This window comes from Corynebacterium sp. UMB6689, from assembly GCF_030215295.1.
In the GTDB taxonomy this organism is placed as follows: domain Bacteria; phylum Actinomycetota; class Actinomycetes; order Mycobacteriales; family Mycobacteriaceae; genus Corynebacterium; species Corynebacterium aurimucosum.
In genome coordinates this window covers 57,831-79,832 of the sequence record NZ_JASOLS010000009.1, presented here as the reverse complement: position 1 = coordinate 79,832, position 22,002 = coordinate 57,831, and the positions used below count along the sequence as shown (strand labels likewise).

The window sequence follows — 22,002 nt, the reverse complement described above, 5'->3', positions numbered from 1 at the left end:
CGGGCCTCGTTGTTCTCCCATATTTTAGGCCCGCAGCTGCGGGCTTTTCGGCGTTTTGCTCTCTTGCGAAGCTCGCGGCAGCACTCACTATCGTTAAAGAAAGACACAGGATGCCGTATACAGCCCAACGCGAGGTCAGGTACATACCGGACGCCAGCGCGCTCTTTTATGCCCTCGCCACTCCGCAGGATTCCCTGCTCTTAGAGTCCGCCGACATCGAGTCCAAGAAGAACCTCACCTGCATCGCCATCACCAAGGCGGCACTCAAGGTGGTGTGCCGCGGCCAGGAAGTCACCGCAACGGCCTTAACTCCGTCCGGGCACCTACTCTTAGATGAACTTCGTCAGGACTTCCGCTCCAGGATGAGCCAGAACGGTGAGGGCAGCGCCACCTTTAGCTTCGAGCTCTCAACCGAGCACGATGAGCGCGCCCGCCTCCGCGCCACCTCAACTGCAGATATCCTGCGCACACTGCAGTTTAGCCAGCTCTATTCCGGCGAGTCGCTGCCTTTCCTTGGTGGGGGATTCGCCTTCGACTATGTCGATACCTTCGAGGCACTGCCGCCGGTTCCTGATGGCCCTAACGAATACCCCGACTATGAATTTCTGGTAGCCGAGCACGTCCTCACGGTGGACCACCTGACGGAGACCGCGAAAATAGAGGGGTGGGGCGTCGACAAGCACGCGCTCGAAGAAGAGCTGGACCGGGCCGTTGTCACCGTACCTATTACTCCAGAAGCCCCGGCACCGCGCGAGACCATTCGCGCACGCGCTTCCATTGATGACGCCGCTTTCCGCCGCCACGTCGAGCGCCTCCAAGACAACGTACATGCAGGCGATATCTATCAGGTCGTGCCCTCCCGCGCGTTCAGCCTCGACTGCCCGGATGCCTTTACTGCCTACCGCACGCTGCGAGAAACCAACCCCTCGCCGTATATGTTCTACCTGCGCGGCACCGAGCACGAGCTCTTCGGCGCTTCCCCCGAATCCAACCTGAAGTACACGGCCGCTGACCGGCAGGTGCAGCTCTACCCGGTCGCCGGCACCCGCCCGCGCGGTGCGACCCACGAGCTGGACATCCGCAACGAACTCGAGATGCGCACCGACTCCAAAGAGGTCTCGGAGCACATCATGCTGGTTGACTTAGCCCGCAATGATCTCGCCCGCGTCGCTGTTCCCGGCACCCGACAGGTCGCTGATCTGCTCCAGGTGGACCGCTATTCCCGCGTGATGCACTTGGTCTCCCGCGTTGTCGCCACACTGCACGAGGATTTCGACGCCCTCGACGCCTACCGTGCCTGCATGAACATGGGAACGCTGACCGGCGCACCGAAGCTGCGCGCGATGGAGCTCATCCGCGAAACCGAAGGCACTCGCCGCGGCTCCTTCGGGGGAGCTATCGGTTACCTGCGCGGCGATGGATCCATGGACAACTGCATCGTCATCCGTTCCGCCTACGTCAAGGATGGCACGGCCGTCGTCCAGGCCGGTGCGGGAGTCGTGCGTGATTCCGTTCCGCAGTCCGAAGCCGATGAAACCGTCCACAAGGCCTACGCGGTGCTCAGCGCCATCGCCCAGGCCCACAACGCAAACCTGGAGGTCATCCGATGAACCCGCACGTCGTCCTCATCGATAACCACGATTCTTTCGTCTACAACCTCGTCGACGCCCTCGCGGGATATAACACCACCGTCTTCCGCAACACCGTGCCGGTGGAGGAGGTCCTCGCCGCCCAGCCCGACATCATCATCCTTTCACCCGGCCCCGGCCACCCGCGCGACGCCGGATCGATGATGCAGCTTATCGACGCCTCCCTCGGCCGCATCCCCATCCTCGGCATCTGCCTGGGCTTCCAGGCGCTGCTCGAGCATTGCGGCGGCAGGGTTGAAGCCTGCGGCCCGGTGCACGGTTCCTCTGTGCCCATGACGCTGACCGACGCTGGCGCGAAGCACCCGCTCTTCCAAGGGCTCACTACTGATTCCGAGCCAGATAACCCGAACTACGTGGGCCGCCTCGTCCCCGTTGCGCGCTATCACTCCTTGGGCTGCGCGAACATTCCCGCCCAGATGCGCAGCCTCGCGGAGACCGACACCAATATCGGCCCTGTCACCATGGCGGCGGAAACTCTCGACGGTATGGCCCTCGGCCTGCAGTTCCACCCAGAGTCTGTCCTCACGCCGACGGGACCCATCATCATCGAACGCTGTATCAAACAACTTTCTTCTCTCCCCACTATGGAAGGAGCCAAGTAATGACTAATAACCACGCCCTCAAGACACTGCAGGAATTCCTCGACATTTCACATCCAACGCTCGAGCAAGCTATCGAGGTCTTTACCCCACTGACAGTAGGGGAGTACGACGACATTCATATCGCCGCTCTCCTTACCCACATCCGTACTCGCGGCGAAACCTTCGCCGATGTCGCCGGCGCGGCGCGCGCCTTCCTCAATGCTGGGCGTCCCTTCCCAGTCACCGGAAAGGGACTCATGGACACCGCAGGGACCGGTGGCGATGGCGCTAACACCATCAACGTCACCACCGGCGCATCTCTCGTCGCCTCCGCCGGCGGGGTCAAGATGGTCAAGCACGGCAACCGTTCCGTATCTTCCAAGTCGGGTTCCGCCGACGTCCTTGAGGCCCTCGGCATCCCGCTCGACCTCGATCCGGACCGCGCGGTCCGCCAACTCGAAGCCTCGAATTTCACGTTCCTCTTCGCTCCTGCGTATAACCCGGCAGTTGCTCACGTGCAACCGGTACGCAAGGGACTCGGAATTTCAACCCTCTTCAACACCATGGGTCCGCTGCTCAGCCCGGGCCGCCCAGAGTTCCAGATCATGGGCATCGCCAATCCCGAGCAGGGCCAGCTCATCGCTGAAGTATTCAAGGATCTTGGCCGCACGCGCGCGCTCGTCGTCCACGGCGCGGGTACCGATGAGATTGCCGTCCACGGCACCACCCAGGTCTGGGAGCTTCGCGACGGCTCCATTAGCCACTACGAGCTCACCCCGGAGGACCTCGGCATCTCCCGCCACGAGCTCTCCGACCTCGCCGGCGGCAACGGTGAAGAAAACGCAAGGGCCCTCCGGGCGGTCTTCGCCGGTACCGGCAAGCCCGCCCACCACGACGCGATCGCCGCCACCGCCGGCGCAATGTTCTATCTCAATGGCACTACCGATTCCATCCACGAGGGCGTCGCGCATGCCGACCAACTCATTAAGGATGGAACCGTCGCCGCATGGCTGAAGAAGCACGAGGAGGCGAACTATGGCTCTGCCGACCGTGCTTGAAGGGATCGTCGCCAAGCGCCGCACGCATCTGCCCGCAATCCGTGAGCGCCTGGCACACGTTGATTTAGCTGCTCTCCCGCGCTCAGAACGTTCCTTCTACGATGCACTCAACGGCACCAACCGTTTCGTCATGGAGTGCAAGTCCGCCTCTCCATCACTGGGGCTCATTCGGGAACACTATGAACCTGGGGCCATCGCTCGCGTGTATTCGCGCTACGCCTCAGCCATTTCGGTGCTGTGCGAACCGGATCGTTTTGGCGGCGACTACGACCATCTGCAGACTGTGGCCCTATCCACGCACCTGCCTGTCTTGTGCAAGGACTTCATCGTTGACCCCATTCAGGTCTACGCTGCGCGCTATTTTGGCGCCGACGCCATTTTGCTCATGATGTCGATCGTCGATGACGACACCTACGCAGAACTCAAGCAGCTCGCGGATTCCCTTGGGCTCGATGTCCTCACCGAGGCTATCACCGAGGAGGAAGTCGCCCGCGCCACTTCCTTTGGCATCGATGTCATCGGAATTAACAACCGCAACCTCCACGACCTCAGCATCGATCTCACACGCTCCGAGCGCCTTTCACACCACGTCCCGTCTGGCAAGGTCATCGTGTCGGAGTCCGGTATTCGCGATAACCAGACCGTTCGCCGCCTGGGTTCTCACGCCAATGCCTTCCTCGTTGGCTCCCAGCTCACCGGCACGCCCGATATCGACCGGGCCGCCCGTGAGCTGGTCTATGGCCAGAACAAGGTCTGCGGCCTCACGACATGGTCAGCGGCTCAGGCCGCCCGTGCCGCCGGTGCCGTCTACGGGGGATTCGTCTTCGAGGAGGCCTCCCCGCGCAATGTTTCACGTGAAACCGCGCTCGACATCATCGCCCACGAACCCGACCTAAGCTATGTCGCGGTCTCACGCCGCACTGCCGGTTGGGAGGAGTTGGCCATCGATGGCATCTCCGCCTTGCAGATCCACGCGCCTTACCAGGGGAGCACAGAGGCCGAGCTCGAACTCATTGAGTCCGTCCGAGCAGTAGCAGGGGAGCGCCAGGTGTGGCGCGCCATCGACATGACCGCACCCCACGGCTCGGCCCTCGCCGCTGCGCTTGCCGACGCCGTCGACCTCCTCATTCTCGACTCCGGCACCGGCGGCACCGGTACCCCCTTCGACTGGACAACTGTCCCAGACGAGGTCAAAGCAAAGTCACTTCTTGCTGGGGGCCTGAATCCAGAGAACCTCACCCAGGCGCTTCGCGTCGGCACCGCCGGATTGGACATCAATTCAGGGGTCGAAGTGAACGGTCGAAAAGACAGTGCACTCATCGCTCAGGCCTTCCATATAATTCGTCACTTTACGTATTAATCCCCCACCCGAGCCCTAGCAACAGCCCGAGACAAAAGGACTATCATGACCAACGATCAGGACACCAGGGAGACCATTCTTCCCGCCTACTTCGGTGAGTTTGGCGGACAATTTGTTCCCGAATCACTCATCCCAGCACTCGACCAGCTCGAGCACGCCTTCGTCGACGCCCAGAATGACCCGGCCTTCCGCAAGGAACTTGCCGGCTACCTACGGGACTACCTGGGCCGCCCCACGCCGCTCACCGAAGCGACCAAACTTGGCGGAAAGGCACGCATCTTCCTCAAGCGTGAGGACCTCGTCCACGGCGGTGCACACAAGACCAACCAGGTCATCGGCCAGGCGCTCCTAGCCAAGCGGATGGGAAAGACGCGCATCATTGCCGAAACCGGCGCGGGCCAACATGGCACCGCGACCGCTCTCGCCTGCGCTCTGCTCGACCTCGACTGTGTGATCTACATGGGTGCCAAGGACGTCGAGCGGCAGCAACCCAACGTCTACCGCATGGAACTCATGGGCGCCAAGGTGATTCCCGTGGATTCCGGCTCCGGAACCCTCAAGGATGCAGTCAACGAAGCTCTCCGCGACTGGACCGCCACCTTCCACGAATCCCATTACCTCCTCGGCACCGCAGCGGGACCGCATCCCTTCCCAACGATCGTCCGCGAGTTCCACAAAGTGATTTCCGAGGAAGCCAAGGCCCAGATGATCGAGCGCACCGGCGGGCTGCCAGATCTCGTCGTCGCGTGCGTCGGTGGCGGTTCCAACGCCATCGGCATGTTCGCGGACTTTATCGACGAAGAATCTGTCGAACTCGTCGGCGCTGAGCCTGGGGGAGAAGGACTCGATTCCGGGCACCATGGCGCCACCATCAATAACGGAACCATCGGAATTCTTCATGGCGCCCGCTCCTACCTCATGCGCAATGCCGACGGACAGGTAGAGGAATCCTATTCCATTTCGGCCGGACTCGACTACCCGGGCGTGGGCCCACAGCACGCCCACCTCGCACAGACCGGCCGAGCCACATATGTCGGCATCACCGACGCCGAAGCTCTCGAGGCCTTCCAGCTCCTCAGCCGCCGCGAGGGCATTATCCCCGCCCTCGAATCCTCGCACGCCCTGGCCTATGCGTTGAAACGCAAAGATGAAGACATCACCATTCTCGTTTCTCTTTCCGGGCGCGGTGACAAGGACATCGATCACGTCCGCCGCACCCTCGACGCGCACCCCGAATTCAAGATCACGGAGGACAAGTAATGAGCCGCTACGAGAAACTCTTCTCCAGTCTCGCTGCCCGCAATGAAGGGGCTTTTGTCCCTTTCATCATGCTGAGCGATCCCGACCCAGAAACCGCCCTCACCATCGTTCGCGCGGCCGTCGCCGGTGGCGCTGACGCGCTCGAACTCGGCGTTCCCTTCTCAGATCCGGTCGCCGACGGTCCCACGATCCAGGCCTCACACATCCGCGCCCTCGCAGGCGGCGCGACGGTAGATTCTGCGATCGAGCAAATCCGCACAATTCGAAGCGAGTTCCCAGACCTGCCCATCGGCATGCTCATCTACGGCAACGTCCCCTTCACTCGGGGGCTAGAAACCTTCTATGCCGAGTTCCAAGAGGCCGGCGCCGATAGCATTTTGCTTCCCGACGTCCCCGTTCGCGAAGGCGCCCCCTTCGTCGACGCAGCCGACCGAGCAGGAATCGATCCCATCTTCATCGCACCCGCACAAGCCTCCGGGAAGACCCTCGAGGGCGTAGCGAAGTACTCCAAAGGCTACATCTACGCGATCTCGCGCGACGGCGTCACCGGCACCGAGAAGGAATCGGAGACGCGCGGGCTCGATGAAGTAGTGAGCAACGTGAAGCGTTTTGGTGGGGCACCGATTCTCCTCGGCTTCGGAATTTCGACTCCCCAACACGTCGCGGACGCTATCGACGCCGGTGCAGCCGGCGCGATTACAGGATCCGCGTTAACAAAGATCGTTGACGCACACCTTGACGAAGATAATCGACCCACCGAGATGCTCGCTGCTGCAGTTATCGACTTTGTCTCGAAGATGAAAGCTGCCACTAAGCCCACCGAGCCCTAGTCAGGCCTCATCTGCACTTTGCCGGGTAGCGTTTCGGGCAACGATAGCTAAAAGTGAGATGTCTAGCGACCTAGAGCAGTCCGCCTCCCGACGGCCTCTTTCATCACGCTGCGCGCCACCGCGCACCCCGATGGAAGGGGCCGTTTCACGTGAAACCGTGCCCTAACCGAGTGCACAGGCGGTGAGCCTATCGGTATCGAAATAAGCGACGGCCAATAAACCTCAGTCCACCTTCCCCATATGACTCCTTAATTCTCTGTGAGCTTCTCGATGCTTTCGCAGGCTAAGTGCTTAGAAGGGAATATCGTCGTACCCATTCGAGTAGCGTTCCGCAGGGTCCGTCTTGTCGAATATTTCGACCATCTCTCCGCCGTCCACCTCAACTTTCAAAGCTCGCGCCTCTTCGTGCATCTTGCGACGGTGCGCAACCACATCTTCCGCAATGGTCCGGGCCCACACCTTCGAGGCTGGTGCCAACGGGCCGGTTGCCTCAGTTACGGCCCAAGTTCCGTCCTCGTACAACCACACAACATCACCAGTAACCGGGTCCAGGATGTAGAACGCCCGTCCATCTGTTTTCATGTTGTGGTGATGCTGGCAAAGAGCAACCAAGTTTGAGGCATGCGTTTGGCCGCCATCGGAATAGTTAATCCGGTGGTCCAGCTGACATGTCCATGCCGGACGATTACATCCGGGCGCACGACAGGTACCATCGCGCCCCTCGACATACTTTCGGGTAAATTCAGAAGGCTGATAGCCATCGCACGGTCCTGGAGCTTCACTAAAGTCCCGCGTCACTGTTTTCGACGCTGGAACCCCCTCGCCGGTCCACCCATGTCCCTGCACGTAGACTGGAGCCCCCTCCACGTCAGTAGCTTTGTATTCATGTACGACGACCTTTCCCGCCTCAGGCTGAATTTTGCCCGTAATGAGTAGAATCAAGGCATCCGCCATTGAAACGTCATGCTCTTTGGCGGCAAGCTTAATAGTCTCGTGGATTACGACGCCGACCTTGCTGTCCACCTCAAGCTCAATCGACACACGCTCTCCCCGAGTAAGAAGCGAGTAGCGATTCTTTTTCCGCTTGTCCCGGAACTCGATTGAATCATCCAAGACTTTGGCGATGTCTCGCACTTTTCGCCGAATCTTTTCAGCACTGGGGAAGACCTGGTTCGGTTTAGTCGGCGTTAGCCACGCCGAAAGTTGACTGTCAATTTCGGCGACCACCGATGAGAGAGGGTTCCCGAGTTTTGCCATTACCTGATCGATAGCGACCAGGGCTTGCATATCGAGCAAGAACGCAGCATCTTGCAGAACCTTTACTTTCGGCAACTCACTGAGACGGATTAATCCCATGACATTCCGCGCCACATGCGCAGGAGACTTTCCTGTCTTTTGCCCTATACGCAAAAAGGCAGTATCTGAATCGGCATCGAGCGGCGGTTGGACACTAGACCAAAACTCGTACTCTATTCTCCGCATGAGTTGGCCCGCCATGCATTCTGGATCGTGCGGGTTTGAGTGAGAAAAGTACGCAGTAGGTACTGACGTTGAAGAGTTTGTTGTGGTTCCCACGGGTAGCTGCACCCCTAAACTAGCCGAACAATTACGTTCCCCACTCCCACCTATAGAATACATGTTCTATAGGTTTCCCGCAAGAGTTGCTTTATTTTTTCACCGAGGCCTTTGATGGCAAAGTGCGCAATCAGTAGACCACGAAGTTTTCGCCAAAATAAACAAAATCCCCCTCCCAGAGCCAGAGTCCGAGTTAGCGATCTAGACGTATAGACCAGGGATGGAAAGCAGGCTAGGGAGGGGGAAACATCCAGCGTTTCACGTGAAACTTATGCCGTTGCGGGCTCCTCGTCGGCAGCCGCAGCGTCTGACTCAGCCTCTAGGCCGTCAATCTTGTCCCGCGCGAAACGATCGACGATCATCGCAATGGCGCCGTCGCCAGTAACGTTTGCTGCAGTACCAACGGAGTCGATTGCAATATAGGCGGCGATCATCAACGCCACCATCGAATCATCAAAGCCCATATTGGCCTGCAACAAGCCGACCGCGACCATAACAGCACCACCCGGAACGCCGGGGGCGGCGATCATCATGATGCCAAGCAACAGAATGAATCCCAAGGCCTTACCCAGGTCAGCTTCCATACCATCTGCCATAAACACGATCGCGAAAGCGTATAGCGTCAGCTTTATCATCGAACCGGAAAGATGAATGGTCGCACAGAGAGGGATGACAAAGCCGGCAACGGGCTTGGAAATACCATTCTTCAAAGTGGCGTCCAAAGTGACCGGAATCGAAGCGGCAGAAGAAGAAGTACCCAGCGCGGTAAAGTAGGCCGGTGCCATGTTCTTCAATGCGCTGAATGGATTCTTACCTGCAATGGCACCTGCAATGACGTACTGGAGCACAAGGTAAACCAAGGTCATAACGACTGCAAGCAGAAGAACCTTCGTGAAGGCGACCAACACCGTTCCGATATTCCCGTTCATACCTAGGGAAAGGAACATGCCAAAGATGTAGAACGGCAGAAGTGGGATAACGAATCCCCAGATCACCTTGATGACAACATTCTCGAATTCCTTAGTGATCGCGTATAGGTTGTCAGATTTCACGGTGGTCATGGCCACGCCGATACAGAAGGACAGCAATAGAGCTGTCATCACCTCAAAAGGTGCAGGCATTTCGACGGTGAAGTAGGGTTCGAGAGCACCGGCATCAATGTCGGCGACGTCCGTATTAAGCGTTTGTCCACCCAGCAAAGTGGGGTAGAGGGCCTGGGTCAGGCCATAAGCGACAAGGCCCGCCACAATAGTTGAGCCATAAGCGATGCCTGCAGTAATACCCAGCCACTTACCGGCGCCCCGTCCAAGGCCTGCAATTGCAGGGGCAACAAGGGCGAGAATAAGAACGGGGATGAAGAAGCCAAGGAAGTTTGAAAACAGGCCGTTGTATGTGGCGAAGGCCCTTCCGAACCACTCCGGGGCAAACTGGCTAACGATGATGCCCAAAACTATCGCGACGATAATCTTGAACAACAGAGAGTTGAGAACACTCTTGAATGTCATGATTGAGTCTTTTCTATGGTTGCTACCATGTCGGTTTTCTCGCTCGATGATAAGTACATTAATATCTACCAAGCGACACGAAATGTATATTACAGCAGGATGCGAATAATTTGAACCGGCTTTCTCGCCAGCTAGGAAGCCGGATAGACTAAGGGGCATGCTCGTAGTCGGAATCATTTTCCTCATCTTGGCCGCGGTACTTATTGTCGTCGGTGGCCTTGCCACGCTCCGCAAGCTTCCTGGAAATAGCGTCGTTGGCTTACGTCTCGCGGAAATCCGCACATCTAGAGAAGCCTGGGATAATGCCCATGCTGTCGCGGGCCCGTTCTGGTTCTTGGGCGGCGTCGCTTTAGTATTCGGTGGCATCATCGCATTGCGCGCGGAGGGATGGATGTGGCTTATCCCCGCGCTCACCTTCGTCGTGGCAATCCTCGCGCTATCCATCGGTTCAAACATGGGTGCCCGTGCCTCGTACCTGTGGAACCAGGCGCACAAAGGGGACGAAGGCTGCGGTGATTCCTGCAATTGCGGCGATGGCGGGTGCGGGGGAGAAGCGCCGACTGTCGACGTCTCCGCGGCCCGCGCAGCTGCGGCACGCGCCGATAACGTGGACAAGAATTAACACCTACTTTAAAGCACAGTGACGTAATCAATCGGTACAAATAACCACCACACTATTTTCGTCACATTCAAATAAATACGTTGCTCCGCCATCCATGGAATCCCACCACCATTGGCGGAGCCCTTTTCTTTATCCTGTGCCAACACTGAGAAGTGTGCACCAACACCATGGGAGAGCGAGGCGGTGCCGTGACAAGACACGATCTTCGGCGCACCATGGATCCCATGAACAAAGTTACAAACATCCGCACGTTTCGAATCATCGCTGCCGCCGCGCTCAGCCTCAGCATTCTAGGGGCAGGGGCTACTTATGCGCTTTCTAGCGATAACCGCACCGGGCACACCATAGCCGGAACAATCTATAGCGATGTCGGCACAAACTACGGTGCCTATGATTTCAGCGGCAGTAGGGAAGACGAGCTCCCCGTGTGGGATGGCAAACTCAGCTAGCTGCCCACCATCCTCCAGAACACACTCCATCAATCAGATAGAGTAATCAGCATGACAACATGTTCACGCCGTCTCTTCCTGCTTGGTACCGCCACCACTTTTGCCGGGGCTTACCTCGCCGCTTGCGGCAAGGAGCCTTCCGCAGAGATCGCTGCGACAGAAATCCCCGTCGGCTCAGCCATCATTGTGGACAAAGTGATTTTCGCTCAACCCACTGAAGGGGAGTTCAAGGCATACTCGCAGACCTGCCCACACCAGGGCTCCCTCATTACGAAGATTGAAGGCATGACTGCCACCTGCACTAGCCACTACTCCAGCTTTGACCTCAGCAGTGGTGAAGTTACCGGCGGACCCAGCCCCAAACCGCTTACAGAGTACGGCGTAGAAAACAACGGTGGAACAATCAAAAACGTCTCCGCCTAGAGGCTATCCCCGGGGACGCAGGGGCTTGAAAAGATGTTTCACGTGAAACCGTGAGGGGCGTCTAGACTCTCTTCTATGATTGAGCGCCTTAAAAGACTCGACCCCCTCATCATCCTCATCCTCTTCGCCGTCGCAATCGCTATCGTTTTTCCCGCACGCGGAAGCTTTGCAGACGGCTTCGATGTCCTCACGAATATCGCGATCGCCCTTCTCTTCTTTCTTTACGGCGCGCGGCTCTCAACGCGAGAAGCCATCAACGGTATCAAACACTGGAAGCTCCATCTCACCATCCTGGTGTTTACCTTCGTGGTCTACCCAATCATCGGCCTCGCACTCCGCCCACTCACCGCGTTCATTCCAAACGATCTTTACTTGGGAATCCTCTACCTCACGCTCGTACCGTCCACGGTGCAATCATCGGTAGCCTTTACCTCAATCGCCCGAGGAAATGTTCCTGGAGCAATCGTCTCTGCGTCTGCATCAAACCTCGCTGGAGTTCTGCTTACGCCATTGCTGGTCATGGCACTCATGGGCGCCGGAGACGGCATCCATATCGATAGCTCAGTTTTCCTTGAGATTTCTGTCCTTTTGCTCCTACCTTTCGTGCTCGGCCAGCTCACCAGAAAATGGGTAGGACAACTCGCAGCGAGCAAGGCCACGAAAGTGGTGGACCGTGGCTCCATTGCCATGGTGGTGTATGCGGCCTTTTCGAAAGGAATGATCGACGGGATCTGGGCGTCGATTAGCATATGGCAAATTCTTTTTCAGATTGTGTTCTCCACCGCATTCGTTTTCTTCATGCTGTGGTTGACCAAGGTCGTGAGTAAAAAGTTTGGATTCAGCAGGGAAGACATCATCGCTATCCAATTCTGTGGTTCGAAGAAATCCCTGGCCACAGGCCTTCCCATGGCCTCGGTTATTTTTGCCTCCGGTGGTACCTCCTTGGGACTGCTCATCCTCCCGCTCATGATCTACCACCAGGTGCAGTTGATGATCTGCGCGTCTATGGCGGCTCGCTATGCGCGGGTAGAGTGAGAGCACATGAAAAAGCTTTATGTTCGCACCACCATGACTGTTCCTGAGGTCGGCACTGCCATTCACATCGCGGAGCTGGAGGAAATTAACGGCGAGGCCTGCACCATGCTGCGCATGATTGCCCTCGCACCGAATGACGCCATCGTCGGTGCCGCCATGCCAACCGCCTCAGTGGGTGACGCCAACATCCCACAGAGCGTGGTCCCACACCCCGATACCTACGACACGTTCCCCGACATCGACGCCGAGCTTATCGACGCCTTCCAGTTCCACTCCCTGTGGACCGAGGCCATCGCCCTGTACGGGGACTTTTAAAGCACCAGGTTCACTAACACCATGTACACGGCCGTGCCACCGAAGATGGACAAGCCCGAGTTCCGGCGCCACAGGTGCAATACTGCGGTAACCGCTGCGCCGACGAGGGGAGGTATTAGGCTTCCCGTGTCCTGGATCTGACCAAACAAGGTATAGACCACAAGCACCGTCATCACACCCACGGGCATGGTGAATCCCAACATGCTGATGAACTGGCTTCCTTTAAGCGCTTTGACGAACCCGAAGGGCAGCCAACGCAAGAGGACGGTGACTATCCCGACGGGGATCAAAACGGCGAAAATGCTACCGAGGGTTACTCCGTCTGGCATGTTGGCTCCCTCCGCAGAATCAGCGCATTGTCGATACGCGGAGAAAGGTAACGCACCACCAAGAGCAAGAAATAAGCACTCAGCGCCACCATGAGCAGCTGACCGGGAAATAGAAAGCTCGCGAGGATTCCCAGGACCGCCGCTGACAGGGGGAGGGAGTAATCCTTGTTGTTCTGAAAAGAATCAATCGCGAGCACAATAAACAGGGCGACAAGGGCAAACTCCAAGCCCTTCACCGAAGGAGGAATGGCCTGGCCTGCTACCGCACCAATGATCCCGGAACCGACCCATAGGACTTGGCAGTACAGCTGCACGCTAAAAACAAACACGCCACTTGGACGCGAGTTACGGGGGAGGGCCGAGAGCACGGCATAGGATTCGTCGGTAAGCGCGTACGTCGAATAAGCGCGGCCGAGGCGGCTCGAAATCTCATCGCGCGGAAAGGTCAGCCCGTAGAAGATGTGCCGGAAGTTGACCATGAAACCCGTCAGCGCGGCTACGGCGGGCGTCACGCCGCCGGTAACCATGGAAATGGCGAGGAATTCCATCGAGCCAGCGTAAATAATGATGGAAAAGATAGGGGTCCACCACCAGTCAAAACCGGTCTGGACCATGAGCACGCCGAAGGCGAGGCCCAACGGCACCACCCCGACGGCGATGGGCATGCAGGTCCGTATTGCCTTGATGATCTCCGCACGCATGGCAGAGATGTTAGCGCAGAAGAAAAGGACGAGCGCTAATTATCTTCATCGATATAGCGCGGGAAAGTGGCGAACAACGGAAGGGGCATGGCCTGCCTGCGCATGACATCCGACCACGTATCCGTTGACCCCGAGGAGACCACGTCCTGGGGCAGGGCAGGGGCCACGTACCACTCACCGCGGTCAATTTCCTCATCCAATTCGCCAGGACCCCACTCGAAGTGACCGGCGAAAAGACGCATACCCTCTACTAATTCGGTGACGGCATCGGGACCGACGCGCAAATCTACCAGAGCCACGCGCGGGGCGAGGCGGCTCAGCGCCGGCTGCTCCTCAATGGTCACGCCCTGCTTCGTCAGCGCCACACCAATGGCCGCCTGCTGATTGTGCGGACCGCCGATGTAGAGGGCCTGCGGCTTAGCAACCACTGGTAGCCACTCCGGCATGACATTGAAAACAGCGACTTCGGAGCGCTTAGTCAGGTCCACACCATAGGTCCGCCCCGCATGCTGCTCGGTGATAAGGATGACGGAGCGATTGTAATGGGGCGCGAGGACGTCGGGAGCCGCCACAAGGAGCTGGCCAGGGGCGGGATCGTTGCGCTCGAGGGCGTTGAAAAGTCTGTCTGCGTACATCCCTATCTAGAATTCCACCACTCGCGCAGCTTCGCAATAGCAACCTCGCGCTCCAGCGGGCCTTCCTCGAGGCGCAGCTCCTTGAGATAAGACCAGGCCTTGCCTACCTCGGGACCAGGTTCAAGGCCGAGGATCTCCATGATCTCGTTGCCATCGAGATCTGGGCGCACGCGCGCCAAGTCTTCCTTGGCCGCGATATCCGCGATGCGTTCCTCCAGCTGGTCATATGTGCGTTGGAGGCGGCGGGCCTTACGCTCATTGCGGGTAGTGCAGTCTGCGCGCACAAGCTTGTGCAGACGCGGGAGTAGATCACCGGCATCGGTGACGTAGCGGCGCACAGCAGAATCGGTCCACTGGCCATCGCCGAAACCGTGGAAGCGCATGTGCAGGTAGACCAGCTGGCCGATGTCCTCGGTCGTAGCCTTGGGGAACTTCAGCTTGCGCAGGCGCTTGCGGGTGAGCTTCGCGCCCACTACTTCGTGATGGTGGAAGGTGACCTTGCCGTCGGTGGTGTCGCGGGTATCCGGCTTGCCAATGTCATGGAGCAGCGCCGCCCACCGCAGAATCAGGTCGGGACCGTCCTCTTCCTGCTCCATGGCCTGGCGCAGTACTGTCAGCGAGTGCGCGTACACGTCCTTGTGCTGCGCGTGCTCGTCGGGGGCCATGCGCAACGCCGGGATCTCCGGAAAAATATAATCCGCAATACCGGAGTCAACGAGCAGGTCAATGCCCTTCCACGGCGCGACACCGCAGATGAGCTTATTGAGCTCCACCTGTACGCGCTCTACGGTGATGCGCTGGATTTCAGCAGCCATGTCGATCATGGCGCCGCGCACACGCTGGGCGACGTCAAACTCCAACTGCGCCGCAAACCGCGCAGCACGAAGCATGCGCAGGGGATCATCGTGGAAAGAAATCTCCGGCGCATCCGGGGTATCGAGGATGCGGTTCGCTAGGTCCGCGAGTCCGCCCATCGGATCGTGGAATTCACGGGTGCCGTCCGGGCGCAGCTCGATGGCCATGGCGTTGACCTTGAAATCGCGGCGCACGAGATCGCCCTCGAGGGTATCGCCGTACATGACCTCGGGGTTGCGGGACTGCCCGTCATAACTATCGGAACGGAAAGTCGTAATCTCAATCTGCTGGCCCTTATAAGCCGCCGAGACCGTACCGAAGTCAATGCCGGTATCCCACACAGTCTCCGCCCACTCTTCAAGAATGGAATAGACCACGTCGGGCCGAGCCGGAGTGGTGAAGTCGAGATCGTTGCCCAAACGGCCAAGTAAGGCATCGCGGACGGAGCCGCCGACGAGGTAGAGGGGGGCGTCGTGAAGCGCAAAGCGCTCCACCAGGCCGCTTAAGAGGCCACTGAGCCGGCTGACGGTAGCGTCCGCGCGGGCAAGAACGCCGATTAGCTGAGTGTCCTGAAAATTCACGGATCGAAGTCTACTACGATTAGCAGGGATGACTAAGAACACGCCAGGGTCCAAACGCCGCCGCCGGCGGGGCGCGGGCCACCGGAACCAGCGCACTGGACGCCCCCAGCGTACGTCCACCAACCGCATGACCACGCGGGATGAGACCTCCGCCGGCGGACTTGTCGTGTCCGGATTGGCGGAAGCCGTCGACGAAAACGGCAACGTGGACCTGTCCCAGATCTATGTGGCGCTCATCGGCAGGTTGGACCGCCGCGGGCGCCTGCTGTGGTCCATGCCGAAGGGGCATGTGGAAAATGGCGAAGCCAAGGAGCTCACCGCTGAGCGCGAGGTCTGGGAAGAAACAGGAATCCACGGTAAGGTCTTCGCGGACCTCGGCATGATTGATTATTGGTTCGTCTCCGATGGGGTGCGCATTCACAAAACAGTGCACCACCACCTTTTGCGTTTTGTGGACGGCATCATGAATGACGAAGACCCGGAGGTCACAGAAGTGTCCTGGATCCCAGTCTCCGAGCTCATCGAGCACTTGGCCTATGCGGACGAGCGCAAGCTGGCTCGCATTGCCCACGACCTCCTCCCGGATCTCGCGCGAAAGGAAGCTGCCGCAGGAAAGGCGACCCCACGGTGAGGTGGCGCGCAGCGGCGGCCATCGCGGCGCTGGCGGTGGGCTGCGCCGTCCCCGTGGCCCAGGCACAAACTCCAGACACTGGGATTACTGACTCCCACTATTGGCTCGGCTCCCGCGGTCCTGACGAGCTGGAGCTCAGCCTACTTAGCGCAACGGAGGCGCGGGTAGGGGAGACGCTCGAGCTACAATTGCGCATCCATAACCCAACCGAGAGCGCCGTTGATGATTTGCAGATAACCTCCCGGCGCAGCACTGCCGTGAACTCCACCACCCAGGCACGCCAAGAGCTCGCTGCGGGATCCTTTCCTTATTATGGGGCGACACTCGGCGCGGGAAAGCTTGAACCGGGGGAGAGCCGCGAGCTGACCGTGGAGGTTCCCACCGCATTGGGCAAAGACTCCACGCTGGCCATCACGGAACCTGGCGCCTACCCGCTCCTGTTCACGCTCACCGGCACCCGCGACGGCCAGGCGGCCAGTTTCGCGGAGGAGCGGACAATCCTGGATTTCCAAGGAGAAGAATCGGCTCCCGAAGACGAGAGCGAGCATTCCTTTTCGCTGGTCTATCCTGTCACCGCCGAGGTAGACGTGGTGCCGGGAGATACCGGTGGCGAGGAGCTCATCTTAGAAAGCGAGCAGCTGGCTGAACAGCTCTCCCCGGGCGGGCGGCTCGATCAACTGCTCGACGCCTACCTGCAGCATGATCTGCACGGTTCCGGCTGCATGGCTTTGGACCCCGCGCTTGTCGACGCCGCCGACCGCATGTCCGCCGGCTACACCGTCAACGAGACGCGCCCCTCTACCGCCAAACACCCCACTCGCCTGCGTGATTCCTGGTTTAACAGCGCCGATTCCGATCGCGGCACGCCCGGCGCGGGTTCCCGGGACGCCGCCGCATGGCTGCAGAAGCTCAAACAGGTCGACTGCCGCATGCTCATGCCGTGGGCCAACGCAGACACCGATGCCGTGGCCAAAGTGGGCAATGAGTGGCTCACCCACGAGGCCGTAGAGCAAGGCACAGACACCATCGAGCGCATCCTCGGCGTCCCGCTCAGCACGCAGCTCACCGCGCCGGCCTCTGGGACGAGCGAGCATGCGATGTCCGTTCCGCTGTTGGTGGCGGATAATTCCGAGTGGGTAGGCAAGGCCGCCACTTTTGATGCCTCCCTCGGCGCACTCTTGGCCCAAACCGGATCGAAGCCGCAGACCACCGGGTACTCCAACCCGGAGCTGCGCTACGACTTTTCGATCGATTCGGAACAGGCGAGGGCACTGACGGCGGGGGCGTCGATAAGCGTGGCGTCTGCGCAAGAGGAGACCGTGGCCAAGCTGCCGAATTACCAGGACCCTGCCGCCGCACGTGCGGTGATGGAAGCAGCGCAGCGGCTCCTCGATTCTGGGCGCCTCGAACCCCGCCCCGTTACCGCGCTAGAGGTGGAGGAGGGCGGTGGGAGTCCCGGCAGCCCCTACCCGGACCCTTCAGCCTTTCACGACGCCGAGATCACACAGGTAACACAGCAGGCGCGCTATACCGACGAGTTGATGTCCATCATGGTCAACGACCCCGGTATTGCCATGACGCGCTACGACTTCACGGCACCTCTGCGCCACGATCTGCTCACGGCGCTCAGCGCGACCGGCCGCTCCAGCCTGCACGGCTTTCCGACTTCGGTGAAGCAAAGCCGCTCCCGCCTAGAGAAGAACGCGGATATGCTTCGCGAGCTGCGCGCCTCCGTATCCCTCATCCCACCGGGCAACGTGTATACCCGCGTCTCAGAGTCATCGCCGCTGCTCATCGTGGCGGAAAACGGCCTGCCACTGCCTGTCGACGCACACCTGGCTTATGACGCCCCCGACGGCGCCACGTTGAACACGCAGAACATGATTCACATCCCGGCCAAGGGATCCATTACCGTGTCCATGACCGCTGACCTGCCTAGCAACGCTGACCAGACGTCGCTGCGCCTGTGGCTTGCAACACCATCTGAGCACCTCATTTCGGATCCCATCGACATCACGGTGCAGACGCGTGCCGGTATCGTTAGCGTCTATGGAGTCGGCGCGATCGCCGCGCTCGCCCTCGTCCTAGCTGCCCTGTTCCGTCTGGGTAAGCGGAAGAAAAAGAAGTCTCACGGATAGTTTTCTCTATGACACATGAACCTATGTCTGGTGCCCGTCGCCGCATTGTCACGCCCTCGCCGCCGGCACCGGTCCCGGAAAAGCGCGCGCCGAGCGGCGTCGTTGCTGTCGACGACGAACTCGAGGACCGTTCGGGACTGAAGGGCAAGTCTGCCTCGGCCCCGAGTGAGTCCGGCGGCGAAAAGAACTCCGACGGCGCCGTCGTCCGCGCCACCGGTTCCATGGCTATCGCCACGTTGATTTCCCGCATCACGGGATTCATTCGCAACGTGCTCATCGGCTCGTCGCTTGGCCCGGCGATTTCCTCCGCCTTTACCACGGCGAACCAGCTGCCCAACCTCATCACGGAGATTGTGCTGGGTGCGGTGCTGACCTCACTCGTGGTTCCGGTGCTGGTGCGCGCGGAAAAGGAAGATGCCGACCGCGGCGAGGACTTTGTCCGGCGCCTCTTCACACTGGCCTTCTCCCTGTTGGCCACGATCACGGTGCTTTCCTGTATTTTTGCCCCGCAGTTAACGCGCATGATGTTGCCGGAAGACGGCGAGGTCAATGCCGTGCAGGCGACCTCCTTTGCCTACTTGCTGCTGCCACAGATCTTCTTCTACGGACTCTTCGCGCTCTTCCAAGCGGTGCTCAACACCAAGAATATTTTTGGGCCGGGCGCGTGGGCACCGGTGGTCAATAACATCATCTCGATTTCGGTGCTCGTGGCCTACCAGCTGGTGCCGGGCAGTCTGCATCCCGATGCACCCTCGCCGATCACGGACAGGCACGTGCTGCTCCTAGCCCTAGGCACCACGGCGGGCGTGGTCGTGCAATGCCTCATCCTCTTCCCTTATCTCAAGAAGGCAGGCATTAACCTCAAGCCGCTGTGGGGCCTGGATGACCGCCTCAAGCAATTCGGTGGGATGGCCATGGCAATTGTGGCCTATGTGGCGATTTCCCAGTTGGGTTACGTCATCACCTCCCGCGTGGCGGCGCATGCGGATGAAGGCGCGCCCTTTACCTACCAGCAGGCCTGGCTGCTTCTGCAGGTGCCCTATGGCGTCATCGGCGTCACGCTACTCACCGCAATTATGCCGCGTCTGTCCCGCAACGCCGCGGACGGTGACGTCAAGGCCGTGGTTCGGGATCTCACGCTCGGCACGAAGCTGACGTTTATCGCCCTGATTCCGATCGTCATCTTCATGACGGGCTTCGGTATCCCGATTGCCCGCGGCCTCTTCCAATACGGAGCCTTCGACGCCGACGCGGCCGAGCTGCTCGGCCTCACACTGAGCTTCTCCGCCTTTACCCTCATCCCCTACGCCCTCGTGTTGCTGCACCTGCGCGTGTTTTACGCCCGCGAGGAAGCGTGGACACCCACCTTCATCATCGCCGGCATCACGCTGACCAAGGTGGTGCTCTCCCTGTTGGCCCCACACGTTGCGGACTCCCCGGAGCGCGTGGTCATCCTGCTGGGTACTGCCAACGGCTTCGGCTTCGTGGCCGGCGCGGTGATCGGCGGCTTCCTGCTCAAGCGCAAGCTGGGTAGCCTGGGCGGCCGCGCGGTTATCGCGACCACCGTGTGGTCGGTGCTGGCCTCCATCGTTGGCCTAGTCGTTGCTTACGCCTTCAACTACGGCATCAACTTCGTGCTCCCGGCCGAGGTTCCGCCGTTTGTGTACCTGCTCAAGCTCGCCGTCGTGGGCCTGGTCTTCGTGATCGTGACCGGCATCGTGCTCTCGCGTTCGGGCCTGCCGGAAGTCATCAACCTGGGCCGCCAGCTGCAGCGCATTCCGGGCATGTCCCGCTTCATCAAGATCGAGCATGCAGAAGCTATCGAGGTCGAAGCCCCGGAGCAGCTGGAGTTCCAGCCCATCTTCAGCGTGGACGCCTTCAACTCTTCGCCGGTGCCGCCGCCGATGTCTGCCGGTATCGTCCGTGGTCCGCGCCTGGTGCCGGGTGCGCCGGTCTCCGATGGCCGCTTCCGCCTCCTCAAAGACTATGGCTCTGCCGCGGGTACCCGCTTCTGGAAGGCGCGCGAGCAGGCCACCGGCCGCGTGGTGTCGCTGACCTTCGTGGACACCACAGGCGAAGCCCCGATGGCGCCGGCGACCCCGGCCGTGGCCGCCCGCCGCTCCGCCGAGGTCTCCCGCGCCACGCGCCGCCTAGCGGAGATGGAACTGGATGCCGTGGCGGAGAACATCGATATCCTGTCCTACCGCCAGGGCTGCCTCGTCGTGGCGGACTGGGTAGAGGGCACCTCGTTGAAGACAGTGTCGGAGGATGAGGACCTCGATCCGCGCGCCGTGGCCCACGCCTTGGTACCGCTGGTGCGCACCACAGCCGCGGCCCATGCGGCGGACCTCGTGCTGGGCATTGAAAACCGCAACCGCATCCGCATCTCTACCGAAGGTATTGCCACGCTGGCCTTCCCCGCGGTGCTGCACAGCAACGATGAGGAAACTGACCGCTCGGCGTTGGCCTCCGCAATCTCTCTCCTGGTGGACTCCACTAGCCCAACACCGGAGGTGCTACAGGAGATCGCTGCCGACGCCGAAGAGGGCCAGGACTCCGATCTCGAGGACATCGCCCACCGCTTGGCGGCCTTCGCCGGCGACGGCGAGGACGGCGAGGAAACCCTCCAGGTACCGGTGGAGGAGACCCCGCGCAAGGAGGACCCGAGCCCTGCACCGGGCTTCGGCGGCCGCGGTTATTCTGGCTCCGGGATCATCGTGCTCGGTGTGCTGGCTACCCTCTTCGTCGTGGCGATGGCCGCACTCAGCGTGTGGATTCTCTCCCAGGTAGGTAATGAGAAAACTTCCCCCGTGGTGACGAAGAGCGAATCCACGACGGAAACGACCTTCCCCAACGTGCCGCCGGTGATCCTGAAAGACGTAAAGACCACCTCCGTTCCGGAGGGCAAGGAAGTATCTGGTTCATGGTCCACGAAAAAGGCAGACACTGGACTCCTGCTCAGCGTTGACAAGCCCACGCAACTCCGCGCGCTACCGCTTCAGCAGAGCAAGTCCACGGGCGCCAAGTACGAGGTCTATGGCGTTAATACCAAGGATTTTGACCCCACGGATCCTGACTCCGGCAAGCTGACCGAGCTCGCACACGGCACCTTGACGAGCGCACGCCAAGACATCGAGCTCAAGGAGAAGCCCGTGGCCTTCGACGGCGCCCTCATCGTTTTCACCGACATGCCCAAGTCCGGCTCCGTCACACTGAAGGAGGCCACCCTGGTGGGTATCCCGACTAACTAACCCACCACCTCACGCATTCCCCCAGACCTCGATCCCGAAACTCCCTGCTCGCTGACTCAGACGCACCACGCGCTTGACGACGCCCACCTGCAGGTTTCGGGTTCCAGGTCTGGGGCTTTATTGTTCTTGCGATTTCTTCCCTTTACAGATCAGACACGGAGCGTATAATTATTGTTGTCACATCAACAATCTAGAGAAACCTAGAAGAAACGAGGAACC

At 59.9% G+C, this 22,002-nt stretch carries 20 protein-coding genes; 14 read left to right on the top strand and 6 right to left on the bottom strand.

Features of this window, described 5'->3' with window-relative positions:
• The first annotated feature begins 110 nt into the window (after positions 1-110).
• Genes QP363_RS06825 through trpA form a run of 6 tightly spaced genes read left to right on the top strand, consistent with a single transcriptional unit; the run spans position 111 to position 6,738 of the window.
• On the top strand, positions 111-1,610 hold the full coding sequence (locus tag QP363_RS06825; RefSeq protein ID WP_144657671.1) for an anthranilate synthase component 1: 1,500 nt from the start codon (positions 111-113) through the stop codon (positions 1,608-1,610).
• Positions 1,607-2,251 (top strand): anthranilate synthase component II, encoded by a 645-nt coding sequence (locus QP363_RS06820; protein WP_144657673.1) that lies wholly within the window; start codon positions 1,607-1,609, stop codon positions 2,249-2,251. The genes QP363_RS06825 and QP363_RS06820 overlap by 4 nt, the downstream gene beginning before the upstream one ends.
• The gene (gene trpD, locus QP363_RS06815; RefSeq protein ID WP_070444579.1) at positions 2,251-3,288 is read left to right on the top strand and encodes an anthranilate phosphoribosyltransferase; all 1,038 of its coding nucleotides are present in this window, start codon (positions 2,251-2,253) and stop codon (positions 3,286-3,288) included. The genes QP363_RS06820 and trpD overlap by 1 nt, the downstream gene beginning before the upstream one ends.
• A complete protein-coding gene (gene trpCF / locus QP363_RS06810; protein WP_144657890.1) occupies positions 3,266-4,648 on the top strand; it encodes a bifunctional indole-3-glycerol-phosphate synthase TrpC/phosphoribosylanthranilate isomerase TrpF in 1,383 nt (460 codons plus the stop codon). The genes trpD and trpCF overlap by 23 nt, the downstream gene beginning before the upstream one ends.
• A gap of 45 nt (positions 4,649-4,693) precedes the next feature.
• A complete protein-coding gene (gene trpB, locus QP363_RS06805) occupies positions 4,694-5,908 on the top strand; it encodes a tryptophan synthase subunit beta (RefSeq protein ID WP_070444575.1) in 1,215 nt (404 codons plus the stop codon).
• The gene (gene trpA / locus QP363_RS06800) at positions 5,908-6,738 is read left to right on the top strand and encodes a tryptophan synthase subunit alpha (RefSeq protein WP_284763608.1); all 831 of its coding nucleotides are present in this window, start codon (positions 5,908-5,910) and stop codon (positions 6,736-6,738) included. The genes trpB and trpA overlap by 1 nt, the downstream gene beginning before the upstream one ends.
• Before the next feature lie 291 nt (positions 6,739-7,029).
• Here the strand turns inward: trpA and QP363_RS06795 are convergent, their stop codons facing one another.
• Positions 7,030-8,235 (bottom strand): HNH endonuclease signature motif containing protein, encoded by a 1,206-nt coding sequence (locus tag QP363_RS06795; RefSeq protein WP_284763607.1) that lies wholly within the window; start codon positions 8,233-8,235, stop codon positions 7,030-7,032.
• Between the two features lie 347 nt (positions 8,236-8,582).
• Entirely contained in the window at positions 8,583-9,818 is a 1,236-nt protein-coding gene (locus QP363_RS06790; RefSeq protein WP_070711374.1) for a dicarboxylate/amino acid:cation symporter, read from the bottom strand.
• 157 nt (positions 9,819-9,975) lie between these two features.
• Between QP363_RS06790 and QP363_RS06785 the strand changes: the two genes are divergently transcribed.
• The 5 genes from QP363_RS06785 (at position 9,976) to QP363_RS06765 (ending at position 12,662) form a co-directional block, all read left to right on the top strand.
• The gene (locus tag QP363_RS06785) at positions 9,976-10,440 is read left to right on the top strand and encodes an SdpI family protein (RefSeq protein ID WP_070444569.1); all 465 of its coding nucleotides are present in this window, start codon (positions 9,976-9,978) and stop codon (positions 10,438-10,440) included.
• Between the two features lie 224 nt (positions 10,441-10,664).
• Positions 10,665-10,889 carry a hypothetical protein gene (locus QP363_RS06780; protein WP_070711375.1) on the top strand — a complete coding sequence of 75 codons (225 nt, stop codon included), beginning with the start codon at positions 10,665-10,667 and terminating at the stop codon, positions 10,887-10,889.
• A gap of 51 nt (positions 10,890-10,940) precedes the next feature.
• On the top strand, positions 10,941-11,312 hold the full coding sequence (locus QP363_RS06775; protein WP_070645176.1) for a Rieske 2Fe-2S domain-containing protein: 372 nt from the start codon (positions 10,941-10,943) through the stop codon (positions 11,310-11,312).
• Positions 11,313-11,387: 75 nt separating this feature from the next.
• A complete protein-coding gene (locus QP363_RS06770) occupies positions 11,388-12,347 on the top strand; it encodes a bile acid:sodium symporter family protein (protein WP_284763602.1) in 960 nt (319 codons plus the stop codon).
• A 6-nt stretch (positions 12,348-12,353) separates the two neighbouring features.
• Complete coding sequence (locus tag QP363_RS06765) at positions 12,354-12,662, top strand: hypothetical protein (protein WP_284763601.1); 309 nt, start codon at positions 12,354-12,356, stop codon at positions 12,660-12,662.
• Here QP363_RS06765 and QP363_RS06760 read toward each other — a convergent pair.
• The 4 genes from QP363_RS06760 to QP363_RS06745 are packed head-to-tail and all read right to left on the bottom strand — an operon-like array spanning position 12,659 to position 15,763.
• Positions 12,659-12,991 (bottom strand): branched-chain amino acid transporter permease, encoded by a 333-nt coding sequence (locus tag QP363_RS06760; RefSeq protein WP_070444559.1) that lies wholly within the window; start codon positions 12,989-12,991, stop codon positions 12,659-12,661. The genes QP363_RS06765 and QP363_RS06760 overlap by 4 nt on opposite strands.
• Complete coding sequence (locus QP363_RS06755; protein ID WP_070645170.1) at positions 12,976-13,692, bottom strand: AzlC family ABC transporter permease; 717 nt, start codon at positions 13,690-13,692, stop codon at positions 12,976-12,978. Before QP363_RS06755 ends, QP363_RS06760 begins: the two co-directional genes overlap by 16 nt.
• Positions 13,693-13,727: 35 nt before the next feature.
• The gene (locus tag QP363_RS06750) at positions 13,728-14,327 is read right to left on the bottom strand and encodes a YqgE/AlgH family protein (RefSeq protein WP_070444555.1); all 600 of its coding nucleotides are present in this window, start codon (positions 14,325-14,327) and stop codon (positions 13,728-13,730) included.
• 2 nt (positions 14,328-14,329) lie between these two features.
• Positions 14,330-15,763, bottom strand: a complete 1,434-nt coding sequence (locus QP363_RS06745; RefSeq protein WP_070731416.1) for a CCA tRNA nucleotidyltransferase — start codon at positions 15,761-15,763, stop codon at positions 14,330-14,332.
• Positions 15,764-15,791: 28 nt separating this feature from the next.
• Between QP363_RS06745 and QP363_RS06740 the strand changes: the two genes are divergently transcribed.
• From QP363_RS06740 to murJ, 3 genes are read left to right on the top strand one after another with little or no spacing between them, the layout of a single operon-like run.
• On the top strand, positions 15,792-16,394 hold the full coding sequence (locus tag QP363_RS06740) for an NUDIX hydrolase (protein WP_201828911.1): 603 nt from the start codon (positions 15,792-15,794) through the stop codon (positions 16,392-16,394).
• Positions 16,391-18,532 carry a DUF6049 family protein gene (locus QP363_RS13730; protein WP_284763597.1) on the top strand — a complete coding sequence of 714 codons (2,142 nt, stop codon included), beginning with the start codon at positions 16,391-16,393 and terminating at the stop codon, positions 18,530-18,532. The genes QP363_RS06740 and QP363_RS13730 overlap by 4 nt, the downstream gene beginning before the upstream one ends.
• 8 nt (positions 18,533-18,540) lie before the next feature.
• On the top strand, positions 18,541-21,783 hold the full coding sequence (gene murJ, locus QP363_RS06730) for a murein biosynthesis integral membrane protein MurJ (RefSeq protein WP_070716779.1): 3,243 nt from the start codon (positions 18,541-18,543) through the stop codon (positions 21,781-21,783).
• Positions 21,784-22,002 lie beyond the last annotated feature (219 nt).